Genomic DNA, 15,975 nt, shown 5'->3' on the forward strand with positions numbered 1-15,975 from the left:
AAAGTTTAAGAATCCGACACTATAATTAGAGAATTATACTTTAGGAATCCTGGATTGGCAGTGATTTTTCCATAGGGAGATGAAGTGTGTTATGAGTGGGTATGAAAGAGTGGAAGAACTGAATATCATGAAAGTCATCGCAGAAACGCTGAACCGTTGTAATGATTTGACGGTGATGCTGCAAACCGTATTGGAAAAATTGCTGCAGCTTACAAAGCTGGAAGCAGGTTGGATTTTCCTGGTGGATGATCAACCGGAATACCAATTGGCCGCTTATCATGGATTGCCACCTGCATTGTCCTGGGGGAATCAAAAACCGATGTGCAGCGGAGATTGTTACTGTTTGAGCCGGTATAGGAACGGTAAATTGAACGAACCTGTAAATATCATTGAATGTAAGCGGCTGAATGATGCGATCGAAAAATCGTGGGGAGAGACATATGGAATCACTCACCATGCAACCATCCCGCTGGGTGACGGTGCTGATTCGTTCGGCCTGTTGAATGTTGCCTCACCGAGAAAAGAAAAGTTTTCAGAGGAAGAGCTGACATTGCTTCAGTCTCTTGGCTACCAAATTGGCACAGCGATTCGGCGCACACGGCTCTATCAGGAAGAGCAAAGACGAGCGGAGAACTATGAAAAATTGAATGAGCTGATGGGTACACTTTGGTCGGCTTCTGAACTTACGGAGTTGGCAAAGCTTCTAGTGGAAGAAGGGCAGAAAATTTTCCAGTGGTCCTATGCAAATTTTTACATAAGAGAAGAAGAGACGTTCGTTTTGATAGCCTCAGAATCAGAAGAGGACGTCGGTTCTCCTTCTACGTTCGGCACAAGTGAGCATTCAGCAATTCTAACAGAAAAGATAGAGCTGTCGCGGGATGGTTCGAGTGGAAAACTGCCCATTATCCGTCACCAACAGGTGTTAGGAGTGGTTGTAATCCGGGCTCCTCTTCAGAACCCTTTCCGTGAGAGTGATAAAGAAATGTTGGAAGCACTAGCACGGCATTTGTCCTTAGTGTATGAAAGCATAGCTTTACAAGAAAAGCGTCAGGAGCTGCTGTTGCATGAAGAAAGAAAGCGCCTGGCCAGGGATTTGCATGATTCTGTAAATCAGAAGCTGTTTTCTTTATCGTTAACAGCGAAAGGAGCGAAAGAAATCGTCGGCAAGTATGATGCGTCGCTCGGAGAACTGATGGATGATATGTGGTTGATGTCCCAACAGTCATTAAAAGAAATGCGTTCATTGATTTGGCAGCTTCGACCTGTTGGTTTGGAAGAAGGGCTGCTTTCTGCATTGAAAAAGTATGCCGATCATCTTGATTTGAGGGTTCACTTTGATGTGGAACGGTTGCCAGACTGGCCAAGGCAAATCGAGGAAACATTATGGCGAATCGGTCAGGAAGCGATGAACAACGTTTCAAAACATGCAAACGTCAAAGAAGTAAATATCCGCATCGATGAAACAAAACAGGGAGTCGGCATGCAGGTGAGTGATGAAGGGGATGGATTCAGCGACAAGCAAAGCAACGGAAAGCAAACACTTGGTTTAACGAGTATGAGGGAACGCGTAGATTTGTTACAAGGAGACTTTTCGATAAGAAGTGCACATGGGAGAGGAACGAATGTCGAGATATTCCTTCCTTATAAAAAAGAAAGAGAGAGGGATCAATCATGAAAATGAAGGTGATGCTCGTTGATGATCACTTGGTCGTATTAAGAGGTTTGAAGTTCTATTTGAATACACAGCCTGAGATTGAAGTGATCGGGGAAGCGGAAAATGGCGAAAAAGCATTGGAAAAGTATGAGGAATTGGCGCCAGACGTCGTCCTTATGGATTTAATGATGCCCGTCATGGATGGGGTCGAAGCGACGAAAAAGTTGATCGCTAGACATCCAGATGCCAAAGTTGTCGTTCTTACCAGTTATTCAGATCAGGATCATGTCATTCCCGCTCTGCAAGCTGGTGCAGTCGGGTATCAATTGAAAGACATCGATCCTGAAGAACTCGTGAAAACAATTCAGGCAGCCAACAAGGGAGAAAAGCTCTTACATCCGAAAGCGACGAACCTTCTGCTCGAGCAAATGAATGGTGGGGCGGAAAAGAAAGATCCAGGTGCCCATTTCAAGTTGACCAACCGCGAAAAAGATGTCTTGTATCAAATTTCTCTTGGAAAAAGTAACAAAGAAATCGCATCCCATCTTTACATAACAGAAAAGACGGTCAAGACGCATGTGAGCAATATTTTGAGTAAGCTACAAGTCCAGGACCGGACACAGGCCGCGATTTATGCGATGAAGGAAAACTTGTTTGCCGATCGTTCCAGTTGATTCATATAATGTCAGGAAAAGAGAGGGCGTGGCTGCTAGTTCCGAAATAAAGGAAATTCTATGAAAATTGCATTTGTTTACTGAAATAGGATATGATGATTGTGAAACTGATTTCATAATTAATGGAGTGAACGATATGGCGACGATATCAGATGTGGCGGAGAAGTCAGGATTATCAAAAGCGACGGTTTCCCGGGTAATAAACAATCATCCATACATCTCGAAAGAAAAGCGGGAACTTGTCTATAAAGCGATGGAGGAACTTGGGTATCAACCAAACCCGTCCGCTAGAAGGCTGCGGGGGCAATTGACTAATACGATCGGAGTTATTGTTCCGAGAATTGTCAATCCATTCTTTTCTTATTTAGTAGATGCTTTAGAACAAGAGGCTTATGATCATAATTACCAGGTACTCATGTTTCAGAGTGATGAAAAGAAAGACAAGGAACTTTACTTTTTAAATTTATTAAAAACAAGGCAAGTCGATGGGATCATCATGACTTCTATTGAAAGTGATAGGGAAGTGATCGAATCTTATACAAAGTTCGGTCCCATTCTTTTGTGTAATGAATATATAAGTCAGTCGGAAATGCCAGTAGTCAGGGTCGACCAGACAAAGGCCGCTTATATGGGTACGAAACATTTGCTCGATCAGGGATATAGAAATATTGCCTATTGTACTGGTGGTTTATTTGTAGACGATGGAAAAGATAAGGACCGTAATGTTGGTTTCCAGAAGGCGTTGAACGAATATGAAATCGAGATTAATCCTGGCTGGGTGTTCATTAATAAACATACGATAGAAGACGGCAAACTTGTCATGCAGCAGATCAGTGATATGGACTACAGGCCTGATGCTATTTTTACCGGAAGTGATGAAATTGCTGCTGGTATTGTATTGGAAGCCAAATCGCTAGGGTTTAAAATCCCGGAGGATCTAGCCGTTATCGGATTCGATGATCAACCGATTGCTGAAATGATTGATCCTGCTTTGAGCACGATTCGTCAACCGGTCAAGGAAATGGGTGTTCAGTCTGTAGATATGCTTCTGAGTTTACTTAAGAATGAGCCACTTGCAGAACGCCAAAAAGAACTGTCCGTGGAACTGGTCATAAGGTCTTCCACATAAAAAATAAATAAATAATCATTGAAACCGTTATCATACTTGTATATAATGAAAATTAATTAAAAAGGGATTAGGTGCTTGGAGTTTGTATTGCCAATCTTTTTTTAATTAATTGTGAAACCGATATCATATGCTATGCGGGTGGATAATTACGCTCAGTTTGTAAGCTTTTTGGTAGGTATATTTTTTTATTGTATGTGAAACCGATATCACAAAGGGAGAGGATTTTATGAAAAAGAGACGTATCACTCTTGTATCTGTTTTATTTGCAGGTGTGCTGGCTGGTTGTTCCTTTGGTTCTGGTTCGTCATCGGAAGGTTCAGAAGATGCGACCACGATTGAGATTTTTCAGGGGAAAGTGGAGTTTAATGACCAGTTTAACGAACTAGCGGAGAAATATGAAGAAGAAAACCCGGGCGTTGATATTAAAATTACGACTGTTGGTGGTGGTTCCGACTATGCGGGCTCATTGAAAACAAAGTTCGCTTCTGGGGAGGAGCCGGAAATATTCAGCATTGCTGGACCGACCGAGGCTGCCAATTATGAACAATATTTAGCGGATCTTTCCGAAACAGAACTTGCTGACATGGCATTGGAAGGGACATTGGACCCTGTTACCAAAAATGGGGAAGTCCATGGCCTTCCTTTCAATCAGGAAGGATACGGGTTGATTTATAATAAGAAAATGTTCAGTGAGGCTGGAATTGATCCTAATGAAATTACAACTTATGAGGATTTGAAAGCAACGGTAGAAACATTGGATAGCAAGAAAGAAGAATTAGGAATAGAGGCTGTATTCGCTTTCCCTGCAAAAGAGAAATGGGTGCCTGGCAATCACTTGTCGAATGTCTACCTTGCCCCTGAATTCGATCAAAATGTGTTGAACGCTTATGAAGCAGAAGAAGTACAGTTTGAAAGAAATGAAGAGTTCAAGCGGATGATTGATTTACAAAATGATTATTCGATTCAACCGACGTTAAGTCTTGATTACTCCCAACAAGTGGAACAGTATTTCTCTTTGCAAGACGTAGCGATCATTCAGCAAGGAAACTGGATCTATCCATCTGTAGAACAAATGGATCCTGAATTTGCAGCAGAGGGGATGGGGATTCTCCCTATACCAGTTGAAGGACAGGAAAGGAAACTTCCTGTTGGAGTGCCGAACTACTGGGCAGTGAACAAGAATAGCGATGAAGAAACGGTTCAGGCGTCTAAAGAATTTCTTGACTGGATGTATACTTCGGATGTAGGGAAGGAATATGTGCTGAATGAGTTCAAGTTCATTCCTGCTTATGAAGGCTATGATACAGAGGAAATCTCCGATCCATTGTCTAAAGAAATTTACGAATATGCTTCGAATGATCAAACTTCCGGATGGGTCTTCCTGGGATATCCGGGAACATGGGGAGATTATTTGGGCTCTAATGTTCAGAAATACCTCAACGGTGAAATGACCTGGGACGAATTGATGGAAGATTCGAAGGAAGAATGGACGAGCATGGACCAATCGTAGGTTCTTAAGAAAGCGCCTGACATCCAGTGCTGACCTGGATTGTTAGACGCTTTTCTAGTTTAGGCTGTTTGTATGTAAATAATTTTTACTCCTTGAGAACAAAAGATGGACGGTATTTCTAAAAGAATGATAGAGGAGCCGTAGGAAAGTAGGGAAGGTTATGAAAAAACAATGGTGGAAAGAAGCGGTCGTTTATCAAGTTTACCCGCGCAGCTTTATGGATGGGGATGGAGATGGAACAGGGGATCTGCAAGGGGTCTTGAGCAAACTGGACTATTTGCAGGACCTTGGCATTGATGTTATCTGGCTTTCGCCTGTCTATGAATCTCCGAATGATGATAATGGCTATGATATTAGTGACTATCAAAAAATTATGAGTGAATTTGGGACAATGGAAGACTTTGACCTGCTGTTAGAGGAAGTCCATGACAGGGGGATGAAGCTGATCATGGATTTAGTCATCAATCATACATCCGATGAGCATCCGTGGTTTTTAGAATCGAAGTCTTCTAAGCAAAATCCATATCGTGATTATTATATTTGGCATCCAGGCAAAGATGGCAAAGAGCCGAACAATTGGGCATCGATTTTTGAAGGGTCGATTTGGGAGTACGATGAGAAGACAAAGGAATACTATATGCATGTATTTTCCAAAAAACAGCCGGACTTGAATTGGGAAAATCCGAAAGTAAGGCAAGAGTTGTATCACATGGTGAACTGGTGGTTAGACAAAGGCATCGATGGTTTCCGGATTGATGCCATCTCCCACATTAAGAAAGCGCCTGGATATCCCGATCTTCCTGAGATAGAGGGGAGGACGTTCGTACCTTCCCTGGAAGGCCACAGAAACCAGGAAGGAATCCAGGAATTCCTTGATGAACTCGTGGAGGAGACATTTTCTCATTATGATATCATGACGGTCGGAGAAGCCAATGGTGTCGGGGTGGAAGAGGCTGACGAATGGGTTGGCGAAGAAAATGGGAAGTTCAATATGATATTCCAATTCGAACATGTCGGGCTCTGGGAGAATAGTAAGGATGGAGTAGATATTCATGAGTTGAAGGATGTGTTCACAAAGTGGCAAACGGCACTGGATGGGAAAGGCTGGAATGCATTATTTCTGGAAAATCATGATCTTCCAAGGACAGTCTCGATTTTAGGGGATGACGATTCTTATAGAGTGGAATCCAGCAAATGCCTGGCAACCTTATATTTCCTTATGCAAGGAACTCCATTCATTTATCAAGGGCAGGAAATCGGGATGACGAATGTCCAGTTCCCTTCCATTGAAGATTATGACGATGTGGCCATTAAAAACTATTATAAACAGGAAACGGAGAGGGGAGTACCGCACGAAGAAGTGATGGACGAGATATGGCGGACAGGAAGAGACAACTCGCGAACCCCAATGCAATGGTCTGCAGGCCCTTCCGCTGGATTCACTACGGGGACCCCATGGATGAAAGTGAACCCAAATTTCAAGGAGATCAATGTCGAAAGAGAGCAGGAAAGTGAGGATTCTATTTTTCATTATTATCGAAAACTGATTGAAATGAGAAAACAGAAGCCGGCGCTCATTTACGGAGATTACACCCCATATTTAGAAGAACATGACGAGATTTTCAGCTATCTGCGAAGGTATGAAGGAGAAAAATATCTTATCTTAACGAACTTGTCCGAAAAAGAAGTCAGCTTCGACTTGTCAAGTGAGTTCGAGGACGCTCACCTATGTCTAGGCAATTACCCTGGAGTTATAGACTCTTCTTTTTTGCGTCCTTATGAGGCGCGAGTGTACAACTTCAGATAAAAGGTAAAAGGCTGAACTGTAAATGGTTCAGTCTTTTTGTCGGCTAAGAAATTATAAAACAGTTAAATACGTAATATCTTTTTATTCATCTATTCCCACCCCTGGGAATCCCGTGTCAATCCTCCATTCTCTTTAACTAAAACTATCATAGGTATTACAAGTGTAACGAGTTTTGCCCTTTGATGAAACAAATCCCAGGATTCTCTCGTAATACAGGGCAGGAGGTTTTTTTATGAAAAAAATATATCGATCTACAGATGAGAAGCAGGTATCAGGCGTTCTTGGAGGGTTGAGTGAGCTATATAACATCGATGTAAGTATCCTCCGCATTATCTTAGTGGTATCCGGATTCTTTACAGGTGGCATTACATGGTTGATTTACCTTGTTGCGGCAATGGTCATACCGACAGATAAACAGTTACTAAAATAATACATCGTGTGTAACTTTTGCATTTATTTTTTTATGTTAAGATGAGTGGGGACTTATGGCATGTTATTCGATAAATGAAGCTTCATCCATGAAAAATAGGAAGGGATCGCTTATGACAATGTTAAATGGGCAAACACAATATATCCGCTCCATCGATCTGAAAAGAGAGCAGATTTCCTCGTATCAGCAATTCCCGCTCCATCTTCCGGTGATCCGGAACTTTGAAGAGTTGAAGCTGCATCCAAACGTGACTTATATTATCGGTGAAAACGGGATGGGAAAATCGACGTTGCTGGAAGGGATCGCAGTCGCATTAGGCTTCAACCCTGAAGGTGGCACACTTAATTTTAACTTCTCCAGCTATGACTCCCATTCGAACCTTGATGAATACCTGCGTTTGGTCAAAGGGGTACAAAGGGCAAAAGATTCCTTTTTCTTCCGGGCGGAGAGCTTCTATAATGTTGCCACAAATATCGAGGAGTTGGATAAGGAGCCACTTGGTGGTGGAAAGGTCATTGACTCCTTTGGTGGGAAATCGTTGCATGAACAATCACACGGGGAGTCTTTCTTTGCAGCTTTTACTGAACGTTTTCGTGGACAAGGTTTATACATACTGGATGAACCAGAAGCAGCTTTATCGCCACTGCGGCAGATGTCGATGTTGGCACGGATCAATGACCTTGTGCAGGAAGGATCTCAATTCATTATCTCCACCCACTCTCCGATATTAATGGCCTATCCAAAGGCGAAAATAATCCAACTGACTGAGGACGGAATGAAGGAAACGACATTGGAGGAAACAAGCCATTATTCGATCATGAAACAGTTTTTTGAGGACAAAAATCGTTTGTTCCATCACCTGTTCCAGTAAGGTTTCACCATTTTTATTGGGTGAACAAGCGGAAGGATGAGTAGAATGTTTTCTTTCATATTCTTGGCTGGTTTATGTACTTTGACTTTTCCGTTGATGGGGATCAAGGACTTTAAAAAGGAAAAAAGAAGTACTCAGGCCGCGAGATCAGTCTTTATTCTACTCGGGGTTATCTTTATCATAGGAGGAGTCATAGATCTAAATCTGTGGAACGTTTCTCTTAGTTTAACAGCATTCTATTACTAAATTCTTTAAGGTTTTTCCTGTCTGCTATAAAAGGTTGTGTAAAGGACCATTCCTAATACGCAGAGCTGGGGTTTATGAAGAGGTAAAGGAGGTGGAGGTATAGATGAAAATAGTTTTATCCGTACTTATGATCGTTGCATTAATTTCTTCTATTATAAGTTTGATATATAAAAGGAAAAAAGCGGGAATTACCGGTGTCAAAACAGCACTAACGTCTATCTGCTTTTATTTGATTGTCATTACGAATCTGGTTGCTTACTGGTTAGATGCAATCGGGCTTTATAGCTGGATGATTACGGTCTTTTTACTTGCTATAGGGGCATATTTTACAAAGTATATGGTGGCACCACAAAAAGAAGGTTGATTTTTCCATCATATAAAATATACTGATGGCGAAGGACTAGATTATTGAAAAGGTAAGGCGTGTCGTTCTATAGTGTTTCTTTTGCCAGAACGAGCAATGGTCCTTTTACATGCCTTAAAAAAACTCTCTTGTTGATAAAATCAGAAGAGAGTTTTTTTTACCTTACATAATTGTGGAACTTTTCTAAAAATAACACGTATGTAAAAGGAGATCATTTTGTTGAAGGGGAGCGAGATCAGTGGAGGATGTTATTTCCGTGATGAATTTATCGAAATCTTTTGGTTCTACTCAAGCTGTCAAAAGTCTTTCTTTTCAAGTGAAAAAAGGGGAGATTTTTGGAATCATCGGCCCGAACGGAGCGGGAAAAACGACCACCCTTGAAATCCTGGAGGGGATTCAAAAGCCTACTGGCGGAGAGGTCGAGGTACTCGGTCTTGTTCCGAGTAGACAGTTGCGGGAACTTAACAACAGAATCGGCGTCCAGTTTCAAGCCACTTCGATCCAAAAGAAAATGAAAGTGAAAGAAGCGCTCGACTTGTTTTCCACTTTCTATAAAGGTGATACACAAAAGGATGAACTGATTGCATTACTCGATCTAGGTGAAAAGCTGGATGTTTGCTTTGAAGATTTATCGGGAGGATGGAAGCAGCGGGTCACTCTCGCTCTCGCCACCTTACATCAGCCTGAACTATTGTTCCTTGATGAGCCGAGTATGGGTCTTGACCCCCATGCCCGACGGGAGATGTGGGGGATGATCCGGTCCTTAAGAGATAAAGGAAGTACGATTGTGCTTTCCACTCACTATATGGAAGAAGCGGAGAAGCTTTGTGATCGTGTCGCTATGATATACAGCGGAGAACTGAAAGCAGTGAACACGCCGGACGAACTCCTGAATGATGTGGCCACCCACTATATCGGGTTTGAGAGTGAGGGGGTCTCTTATGATTTCCTGTTAACACTAAGGGACGTGGCTCATGTAGAAAAAGAGGATCATCATTTCAAAGTGTTTAGTGAAGACCTCCAGCATACTGCTTATCAGATCTTTACTTACTGTCACCAAGAGGGTATTGTGCTGAGGAATTTCAAGTTTGATCGAGGTTCACTTGATGATTTATTTGTTCAGTATTCAGAAAAGGAGAAAACGGGATGAATACAGTTATTAAGCTCGCAAACATAGAAACGAGGATGTTCTTCCGTGATCGTCTTAGCGTGTTTTGGACATTTCTTTTTCCTGTAGTGATGATTTGGCTCTTCGGTTCGATGTTCAGCGGAAATATGGCGGGACCGTTTTCTTTTGCTGAGCTGTTCATTCCTTCTTGGATCGGTGTGAATATTGTTACCACTTCGTTTTTTACGCTCGGCACGGTACTTGCTGGTTACAGGGAAACAGGAGTGTTACGCAGATACCAGTCGACGCCGCTCCCACCGTGGAAAATCCTCACCGCACATACGGTGCAGGGGACAGTGATTTTTATCATCTCCGCACTTCTGCTTATGATTTTCGGGATGGTCATGTATGACTTGGAAGCTCCCTTGTATATCGGAAGCACGTTGCTCGCGTTATTGATCAGTATCGTGGCATTTTTCCCTTTTGCTTTGTTTGTTACCTCTTTAGCGAAAAACACGCAATCGGCTGCAGCAATCAGCTCGTTGTTTCTGAATTTGATGTTGTTTTTATCTGGAGCTACCTTCCCTGTAGAAATGATGCCGACCATTTTACAATATGTTTCGAAAGTTCTGCCGCTTTATTATGTGATACAAATGCTTCGTGGCACGTGGAACGAGGCACCAATTACGGAGTACGGTTTAGAAGTGGGTATTCTACTCGGTATTGCCGTAGTATCGATTGTGTTAGCCTCCCGTTTTTTCCGCTGGAGCGATCGATAAGGAACTTGATTTTTTCAGAGGGGGTGTTCTTCTATCGACCTTGCTTTGCTGTTTGGCGTGCTGCTCACCTTACTCCCGCTCGCCACGATTAAAAAGGTGAAAGAAGAAACAATGTTTCAACGAGTGATCCATATCGGTTGTTTAGTCATCGGTGTTGTACTGTTAGTAGGATTTACGATTCAATTTTCTGCTTTTATAGAAAATTACTGAAGGTATGTCCCAGTGTAAAGGAGGTATAAGTTTGATTGATCGAATTGATACGCTGTGTTTGATGGTGCGTGATGTAGAGAAGGCGTCCATGTTGTACTGGATGTGTTAGGGTTCACGGTTACTTTCCGGGGAGAAGATTATCGAGTATTAAGCATAGGTGAGGGAAGTGTGCCGTTGACTTTGCAAGAAGGGGAGGGGGAGACAAAAAAGGATCAAGCTTATCCTATCTTCTTTTCTCATGATATTGATCGTACGTATAAGGAGTTGAAAACTAAACAGGTATCCTTGAGTGCCATCTATCAGGACGGAGTGAACCGCTATTTCGACTTTTATGATCCGGATGAAAACCGGTTGCAAGTGTGTTTCTTTGAGTGAAAGGTAGGAGAGTTCATGGAAGTGTATCTTAAACCATTAACAAAGAAGGATGCAGAGCCTTTATATGTATTTGAACTCGAAAACAGGGATTTTTTTGAGCGAATGGTGCCCGGTCGAGGGGATGAATATTATGTGAGCGACATATTTCATGAGAAGTACAATGATTTGCTGGATGAACAAAGCCGGAGGGAAGGGTTCTTCTATTTAATCAAAGACGAGCAAGGATCCATAATGGGACGTATGAATGTCAGCCTGGATCCATCTACAGGTGTGGGAGAGGTTGGCTATCGAGTGGGATGTGATTTTACGGGGCAAGGCGTTGCCTGTCGAGCGTTAGCGCTACTGCTTGAAAGAATGGAATCTGAAAAAATCTCACAGTTGGAGGCAAAAACAACCTCTGCTCACATCGCTTCTATAAAGGTATTAAAGAAGAATGGTTTTACGTATATAGGTACAAGTGACGACACTTTTACTATGCATGGACAAGAACAAAGGTTTGTCCATTATCGGTGGTCCAGTCAAACTTTAAATGAGGGCCACATATGAAAAGGTTCCTCATTATGACGGTCGGGAAAACGCATAGTGGCAAGACAACGTTTGCGGAAGACTTAGAAAGAAAGCTCCCTGATTCGGTAGTAGTGGACCAAGATCGCCATGCAGAATTTTTAGCTGCATATTATCCTCGACTGCTGCCGACAGACGGTCCGAACCTTATTAAATATAGGCTGGCAGAAACAATTATCGAATATGCATTGCATGAATCCGCACAACACCTGATTATGGCTAATGCTAATCTCAATCCGGAGAATAGAAGGAAACTGCTTCGTTATCATTCAAACAATGGGTTGGAAAGTATTTTGGTCCATTTTGATATAGCAGATTCTATTTTAGAGAAGAGAATTGCAAAGAGTAAGCGGAATCTGAATATTTTACGGACGGCTTCCACTTTTTCGGAAGTGCTGAAGCGGCAGCAAAGGGATGCAGATGAAGCTGGTAGTAAGGAAGCGGATCATTATTTTGTCATCAAAAATCCTGCAGAAGTGCCGCGGATAGTCCGAAGCATTGTTCGCCTGATTAATCAAAAATAGGAGGAATGTTCATGTTTCAAGTAGGAAGTGTTTTTGTCCCTGTTACGGATTTGGAAAAGGCCCGTGATTGGTATAAGAATCATCTAGGAGTAAAGGAAATTGATACATGGGAGGGAGGAGCTGGTTTCTTCTTTCCACAAGGGTTCGTCCAATTTGGTTTGATTGAAGTAACAGAGTCACAGCCCACCGAATTCGTCATAGAAAAAGGCAACAACAATTGCTATTTTAATTTTGTCGTGGAGGATATCGAAGCGGCACATGAAAAATTGAACGTTGGTGGGGTGAGGACAACAGCAATCGAAAGTTTTGGGGCAATGAGGTGTTTTGATTTCTTTGATCCTGATAACAACACATTTAGCGTGGTGGATGAAGATCCTCAATCTCCTTATCATAAAGAGAACGTCAAGAAACAGCAGGACGGGATGACTTGAAAGATGATCAAGTGTCTGCCAACGTTCATGGGAGGCACTTATTTATTTAGGAAAGGTTGTTTAAAGGGGCGTATTACATATGGCAATTTTGATTAGTATCGTGATTATTTTATCGTTATGGTCCATCACTAACACAATAGAGAAGATAGGTAAACGAATTACGGACAAACAAGATCAGCAAAATGAATTGTTGCAAGAGGTGAAGAGCTTACTAGCTGACAAGGAGAACTAGAATGATTTGATTGTCGAGGGGTCCCATGGCAAAGGATATGGGAAATGGATATCCATCCCCTCCGGATGTGTTGAACAGGCGGAGGGGGAGCAATCATAGCTTTCTCACTTTGAAATTACGTTGTAAAATCGGCCAATTTTGTGGAAAAGGAATGCCGAGGACCCAATAGCTGCCTCCTCTTAAGCCGTATTCCTCTATAGTTTCGTACTTAGCCTGGGCACTGCGGGCATCTTCAAACCACACTTCATGTCGCTGGTTGTTCTCATCTGTATACTGGAAAAACGGGGATTGGTATTCTTCGTTGTACTCAATAGTTACTCCATACCTGGCAGCCAGCTGAATTGCTTGTTGGGTGCTGACTGTCTGTGCAGTCGTGCCCTGCACCCATGGGATTTCCCATTTGCGTCCATATAATGGGATGCCCATAAGAATTTTATCCGGGGGAATGGCGGTGACGGCATAATCCAATACTTCCCGTACATTGTTTATGGGAGCAATGGCTAAAGGGGGGCCTCCAGCCCAGCCCCATTCATACGTCATTACTACGACAAAGTCCACGATTTCCCCTTGTGTTTTATAATCATGTGCTTCATATAACAACCCTTGCTGATCTTCCCTCACCTTTGGGGCGAGCGCTGTGGAGACAGTTAATCCTGATGGTCGCAAACGGCTGACAACTTTTCTAAGAAATGCATTGTAATTTTCTTTGTCTTCCGGGTAGACGTATTCAAAGTCGAAGTTGACCCCTGTGTAGCCTTTAGAATTTATGATTGCAAGCAGGTTTTCGATAAATGTGTCTTGAATATCAGGATCCCTTAAAAAGGTTGCAACAAGATCCGAATCGAAATCCCCCTGGATGAAATTTGTGATAACAAGCAATGGCGAGACATTATTTTTGTCTGCTGCTTCCAAAACAGCCTGGTCGTTTAAATCTGTAAGCGTACCGTCTGCTTTAATACTGTAAGTGAAGGGGGAGAGATAGGTGAAATGACTGCCGAGAGCAGCCACTTCCTGAGCTCCTTCTACCTGGGTCTGGGTTATATACGCATTGATTTCTTTCACTGGTCTTTGGGGAGAGGGGATGCCTAAGAACATGCCGGCATCAATCATTCCAGTGTTCTCGATATTATTGGCCTCAGCGATTTGGGACACAGAAGTACCGAAACGGTTGGCGATCTCCCATAGGCTGTCACCCGGTTGGACGACGTAATTGTAGTAGGGTAGAAGGAGCATTTGACCGATGAAAAGAAGGGATGGATTCGTTATGTTATTTTTTTCCGCCAAATCCTGGACACCAATTCCGTAACGATTCGCTATATTCCATAGAGTATCTCCCTGGCGGACGACATATTCTTTATTTGGTTCCGGGATGACGAGAGCCTGGCCGATGACGAGGATATTAGGGTTGTTCAGTTGATTCAAAAGGATTATCTGCTGGAGGTCTGCTCTGTATAGTTGGGCAATACTCCATAATGAATCCCCACGCTGTACGACATGAATGATCATCTCATCCCTCCTTCTGTGGGCTTTTTATGAAGGTATGCACCATCTGTTTGTCCTTATGTACGAAGTGTCATCGCAGGTGAAAAGTTAGATGGAAAGAAGGGGAACGAAAACAATGATAAAAATCCAGACAGCAAGTCCAGTTCATGTAGAAGGTATTTGCAAAGTGTGTGCAAAAGCCAATCGAGCGACATATGCAGATCTATATACGGAAAGTTATCTCGAGCAAATCATTGAACAGTTTTATAACCCTGCACGGGTGTTGGATGAAGTAACAAATAAAGGCAGGGAATGGGGAGGTTACATTGTAGCCGTAGAGGACGGTCAGGTGGTTGGTGCCTGTGGGGGAGGGATGATCGATCAGAGTGCTACAGAATTGTATGTCATGTATTTGGATCCTGCCCGCCGGAATGAGGGGATTGGTACCAAATTATTAGATGCGTTTACGAAGCAGCAGATAGACCGTTACGGTGCAACAGAGCAGTGGGTATCTGTGCAAAAAGGGAATGACAGAGGAATCCCTTTTTATGAAGCTCGAGGGTTTACCTTTTCCCATGAAAGTAAGGGATATGGAAGTGAAGAAGCAGCACACTACACCTCGCTGCGTTACGTGAGAAAGATTTAAATAGTAATTTATGTAGTCGCAGCAAAGCGAACTCACTAAAGGAAAGTTCGCTTTGCCATTGCTTATTGAAAAGGCTTTGGATTGTTCTGGTTCTGTCTCATGGATAATGGTGGGGTGCCGTGAATATATGGCGGCCCTGGTTGCAGTTCAGGTATTTGCCCCATTGGTTCTGGCTTTGTAATATATTCGAAAGTTCCCTGACCATCCAAAGTAGGACCACCAGCCCAACGGCCTTGTTGACTTTCTGTTCCTTCAGAGAAGTTATAGAAGGTATAAGAAACTTCCTGTTTTTCATTTTTACGGTCAAAGGTACTTGGAACAACGGCGCCTTGAGTGGTTTCCAGCTCCTCGATCGCTGCCATCCACTGATTTTGGTGCATGGCATCACGGGCGATCAAGAAAGACAGCATATCGCGGACACCAGGGTCTGTAGTCATTTCATAAAGACGGCATACTTGTAAACGTCCTTGAGATTCTGCATTCAAGTTAGCGCGAAAGTCTGCTAAAAGATTTCCGCTGGCAATCGTGTAGCGGGCTGTCCATGGGTAACCGACACTGTCATTCGGTTGTGCTCCCAAACCATTAACGATGGCATGTTGTGGGTTCATTCCACCAAGAACAGCTTCAATAGCAGGGTCTTTCGCCGCTTCATCCTGCTCATTTGCGGGAGCCCCATCCAGGAGTTGTGCAATCATTGTTGCTATCATCTCTACATGGGCAATTTCTTCTGTGGCTATATCTAAAATCATATCTTTATACTTGGATTCCGCCCGGCAGTTCCAACCTTGGAAAAGGTATTGCATCATGACAGACATTTCCCCATATTGTCCGCCTAATATTTCCTGCAGCTTTTTTGCATATACGGGATCTGGTTGCGAAGGCTTCGCATTATATTGAAGTTCTTTTACATGGTAAAACAAACAACATCACTCCTATAAG

Annotated in this window: 19 protein-coding genes; 17 read left to right on the forward strand and 2 right to left on the reverse strand. The window is 42.8% G+C overall.

What is annotated here, in order from left to right; translation table 11 throughout:
- Nucleotides 1–91: 91 nt before the first annotated feature.
- From BMZ58_RS07510 to BMZ58_RS21040, 16 genes are all read left to right on the forward strand, one after another.
- A complete protein-coding gene (locus BMZ58_RS07510; RefSeq protein WP_075035925.1) occupies nt 92–1,675 on the forward strand; it encodes a GAF domain-containing sensor histidine kinase in 1,584 nt (527 codons plus the stop codon).
- The gene (locus tag BMZ58_RS07515) at nt 1,672–2,328 is read left to right on the forward strand and encodes a response regulator (RefSeq protein ID WP_075035926.1); all 657 of its coding nucleotides are present in this window, start codon (nt 1,672–1,674) and stop codon (nt 2,326–2,328) included. Before BMZ58_RS07510 ends, BMZ58_RS07515 begins: the two co-directional genes overlap by 4 nt.
- A 136-nt stretch (nt 2,329–2,464) precedes the next feature.
- Nucleotides 2,465–3,457, forward strand: a complete 993-nt coding sequence (locus BMZ58_RS07520; RefSeq protein ID WP_075035927.1) for a LacI family DNA-binding transcriptional regulator — start codon at nt 2,465–2,467, stop codon at nt 3,455–3,457.
- A 226-nt stretch (nt 3,458–3,683) separates the two neighbouring features.
- Nucleotides 3,684–4,967 carry an ABC transporter substrate-binding protein gene (locus tag BMZ58_RS07525; protein ID WP_075035928.1) on the forward strand — a complete coding sequence of 428 codons (1,284 nt, stop codon included), beginning with the start codon at nt 3,684–3,686 and terminating at the stop codon, nt 4,965–4,967.
- 160 nt (nt 4,968–5,127) lie between these two features.
- Complete coding sequence (locus tag BMZ58_RS07530) at nt 5,128–6,774, forward strand: glycoside hydrolase family 13 protein (protein WP_075035929.1); 1,647 nt, start codon at nt 5,128–5,130, stop codon at nt 6,772–6,774.
- Nucleotides 6,775–7,006: 232 nt separating this feature from the next.
- Nucleotides 7,007–7,204 carry a PspC domain-containing protein gene (locus BMZ58_RS07535; RefSeq protein ID WP_075035930.1) on the forward strand — a complete coding sequence of 66 codons (198 nt, stop codon included), beginning with the start codon at nt 7,007–7,009 and terminating at the stop codon, nt 7,202–7,204.
- 118 nt (nt 7,205–7,322) lie between these two features.
- On the forward strand, nt 7,323–8,075 hold the full coding sequence (locus BMZ58_RS07540; protein WP_208601413.1) for an AAA family ATPase: 753 nt from the start codon (nt 7,323–7,325) through the stop codon (nt 8,073–8,075).
- A 349-nt stretch (nt 8,076–8,424) separates the two neighbouring features.
- Nucleotides 8,425–8,685 carry a hypothetical protein gene (locus BMZ58_RS07550; RefSeq protein ID WP_075035933.1) on the forward strand — a complete coding sequence of 87 codons (261 nt, stop codon included), beginning with the start codon at nt 8,425–8,427 and terminating at the stop codon, nt 8,683–8,685.
- A gap of 238 nt (nt 8,686–8,923) precedes the next feature.
- Nucleotides 8,924–9,835 (forward strand): ABC transporter ATP-binding protein, encoded by a 912-nt coding sequence (locus BMZ58_RS07555; RefSeq protein WP_075035934.1) that lies wholly within the window; start codon nt 8,924–8,926, stop codon nt 9,833–9,835.
- Nucleotides 9,832–10,572, forward strand: a complete 741-nt coding sequence (locus tag BMZ58_RS07560; protein ID WP_075035935.1) for an ABC transporter permease — start codon at nt 9,832–9,834, stop codon at nt 10,570–10,572. The genes BMZ58_RS07555 and BMZ58_RS07560 overlap by 4 nt, the downstream gene beginning before the upstream one ends.
- Nucleotides 10,573–10,617: 45 nt before the next feature.
- On the forward strand, nt 10,618–10,782 hold the full coding sequence (locus tag BMZ58_RS21035; protein ID WP_167360044.1) for a hypothetical protein: 165 nt from the start codon (nt 10,618–10,620) through the stop codon (nt 10,780–10,782).
- 102 nt (nt 10,783–10,884) lie between these two features.
- Complete coding sequence (locus tag BMZ58_RS07565) at nt 10,885–11,157, forward strand: VOC family protein (protein WP_075035936.1); 273 nt, start codon at nt 10,885–10,887, stop codon at nt 11,155–11,157.
- A gap of 15 nt (nt 11,158–11,172) precedes the next feature.
- Entirely contained in the window at nt 11,173–11,703 is a 531-nt protein-coding gene (locus tag BMZ58_RS07570; RefSeq protein WP_075035937.1) for a GNAT family N-acetyltransferase, read from the forward strand.
- Nucleotides 11,700–12,245 carry an AAA family ATPase gene (locus tag BMZ58_RS07575; protein WP_075035938.1) on the forward strand — a complete coding sequence of 182 codons (546 nt, stop codon included), beginning with the start codon at nt 11,700–11,702 and terminating at the stop codon, nt 12,243–12,245. The genes BMZ58_RS07570 and BMZ58_RS07575 overlap by 4 nt, the downstream gene beginning before the upstream one ends.
- Nucleotides 12,246–12,256: 11 nt before the next feature.
- Nucleotides 12,257–12,676, forward strand: coding sequence for a VOC family protein (locus BMZ58_RS07580; protein ID WP_075035939.1), 420 nt, complete (start codon nt 12,257–12,259; stop codon nt 12,674–12,676).
- 79 nt (nt 12,677–12,755) lie between these two features.
- Nucleotides 12,756–12,908: a hypothetical protein gene (locus BMZ58_RS21040; protein ID WP_167360045.1), complete on the forward strand. Its 153-nt coding sequence runs from the start codon at nt 12,756–12,758 to the stop codon at nt 12,906–12,908.
- Between the two features lie 93 nt (nt 12,909–13,001).
- Here BMZ58_RS21040 and BMZ58_RS07585 read toward each other — a convergent pair whose 3' ends face one another.
- A complete protein-coding gene (locus tag BMZ58_RS07585) occupies nt 13,002–14,414 on the reverse strand; it encodes a glycoside hydrolase family 18 protein (protein WP_075035940.1) in 1,413 nt (470 codons plus the stop codon).
- 112 nt (nt 14,415–14,526) lie between these two features.
- Between BMZ58_RS07585 and BMZ58_RS07590 the strand changes: the two genes are divergently transcribed.
- The gene (locus BMZ58_RS07590) at nt 14,527–15,036 is read left to right on the forward strand and encodes a GNAT family N-acetyltransferase (RefSeq protein ID WP_075036008.1); all 510 of its coding nucleotides are present in this window, start codon (nt 14,527–14,529) and stop codon (nt 15,034–15,036) included.
- A 62-nt stretch (nt 15,037–15,098) separates the two neighbouring features.
- On the opposite strand, the gene BMZ58_RS07595 is transcribed toward BMZ58_RS07590, so the two are convergent.
- Nucleotides 15,099–15,956 carry a manganese catalase gene (locus BMZ58_RS07595; protein WP_075035941.1) on the reverse strand — a complete coding sequence of 286 codons (858 nt, stop codon included), beginning with the start codon at nt 15,954–15,956 and terminating at the stop codon, nt 15,099–15,101.
- Between the last annotated feature and the right edge of the window lie 19 nt (nt 15,957–15,975).

This window comes from Halobacillus dabanensis, from assembly GCF_900114165.1.
GTDB lineage: Bacteria > Bacillota > Bacilli > Bacillales > Halobacillaceae > Halobacillus > Halobacillus dabanensis.

Excerpts from the sequence above, each read along its gene's own strand:
- BMZ58_RS07510 (WP_075035925.1), top strand. The coding sequence starts at position 92 with ATGAGTGGGTATGAAAGAGTGGAAGAACTGAATATCATGAAAGTCATC.
- BMZ58_RS07515 (WP_075035926.1), top strand. The coding sequence starts at position 1,672 with ATGAAAATGAAGGTGATGCTCGTTGATGATCACTTGGTCGTATTAAGA.
- BMZ58_RS07520 (WP_075035927.1), top strand. The coding sequence starts at position 2,465 with ATGGCGACGATATCAGATGTGGCGGAGAAGTCAGGATTATCAAAAGCG.
- BMZ58_RS07525 (WP_075035928.1), top strand. The coding sequence starts at position 3,684 with ATGAAAAAGAGACGTATCACTCTTGTATCTGTTTTATTTGCAGGTGTG.
- BMZ58_RS07530 (WP_075035929.1), top strand. The coding sequence starts at position 5,128 with ATGAAAAAACAATGGTGGAAAGAAGCGGTCGTTTATCAAGTTTACCCG.
- BMZ58_RS07535 (WP_075035930.1), top strand. The coding sequence starts at position 7,007 with ATGAAAAAAATATATCGATCTACAGATGAGAAGCAGGTATCAGGCGTT.
- BMZ58_RS07540 (WP_208601413.1), top strand. The coding sequence starts at position 7,323 with ATGTTAAATGGGCAAACACAATATATCCGCTCCATCGATCTGAAAAGA.
- BMZ58_RS07550 (WP_075035933.1), top strand. The coding sequence starts at position 8,425 with ATGAAAATAGTTTTATCCGTACTTATGATCGTTGCATTAATTTCTTCT.
- BMZ58_RS07560 (WP_075035935.1), top strand. The coding sequence starts at position 9,832 with ATGAATACAGTTATTAAGCTCGCAAACATAGAAACGAGGATGTTCTTC.
- BMZ58_RS07570 (WP_075035937.1), top strand. The coding sequence starts at position 11,173 with ATGGAAGTGTATCTTAAACCATTAACAAAGAAGGATGCAGAGCCTTTA.
- BMZ58_RS07575 (WP_075035938.1), top strand. The coding sequence starts at position 11,700 with ATGAAAAGGTTCCTCATTATGACGGTCGGGAAAACGCATAGTGGCAAG.
- BMZ58_RS07580 (WP_075035939.1), top strand. The coding sequence starts at position 12,257 with ATGTTTCAAGTAGGAAGTGTTTTTGTCCCTGTTACGGATTTGGAAAAG.
- BMZ58_RS21040 (WP_167360045.1), top strand. The coding sequence starts at position 12,756 with ATGGCAATTTTGATTAGTATCGTGATTATTTTATCGTTATGGTCCATC.
- BMZ58_RS07585 (WP_075035940.1), bottom strand. The coding sequence starts at position 14,414 with ATGATCATTCATGTCGTACAGCGTGGGGATTCATTATGGAGTATTGCC.
- BMZ58_RS07590 (WP_075036008.1), top strand. The coding sequence starts at position 14,527 with ATGATAAAAATCCAGACAGCAAGTCCAGTTCATGTAGAAGGTATTTGC.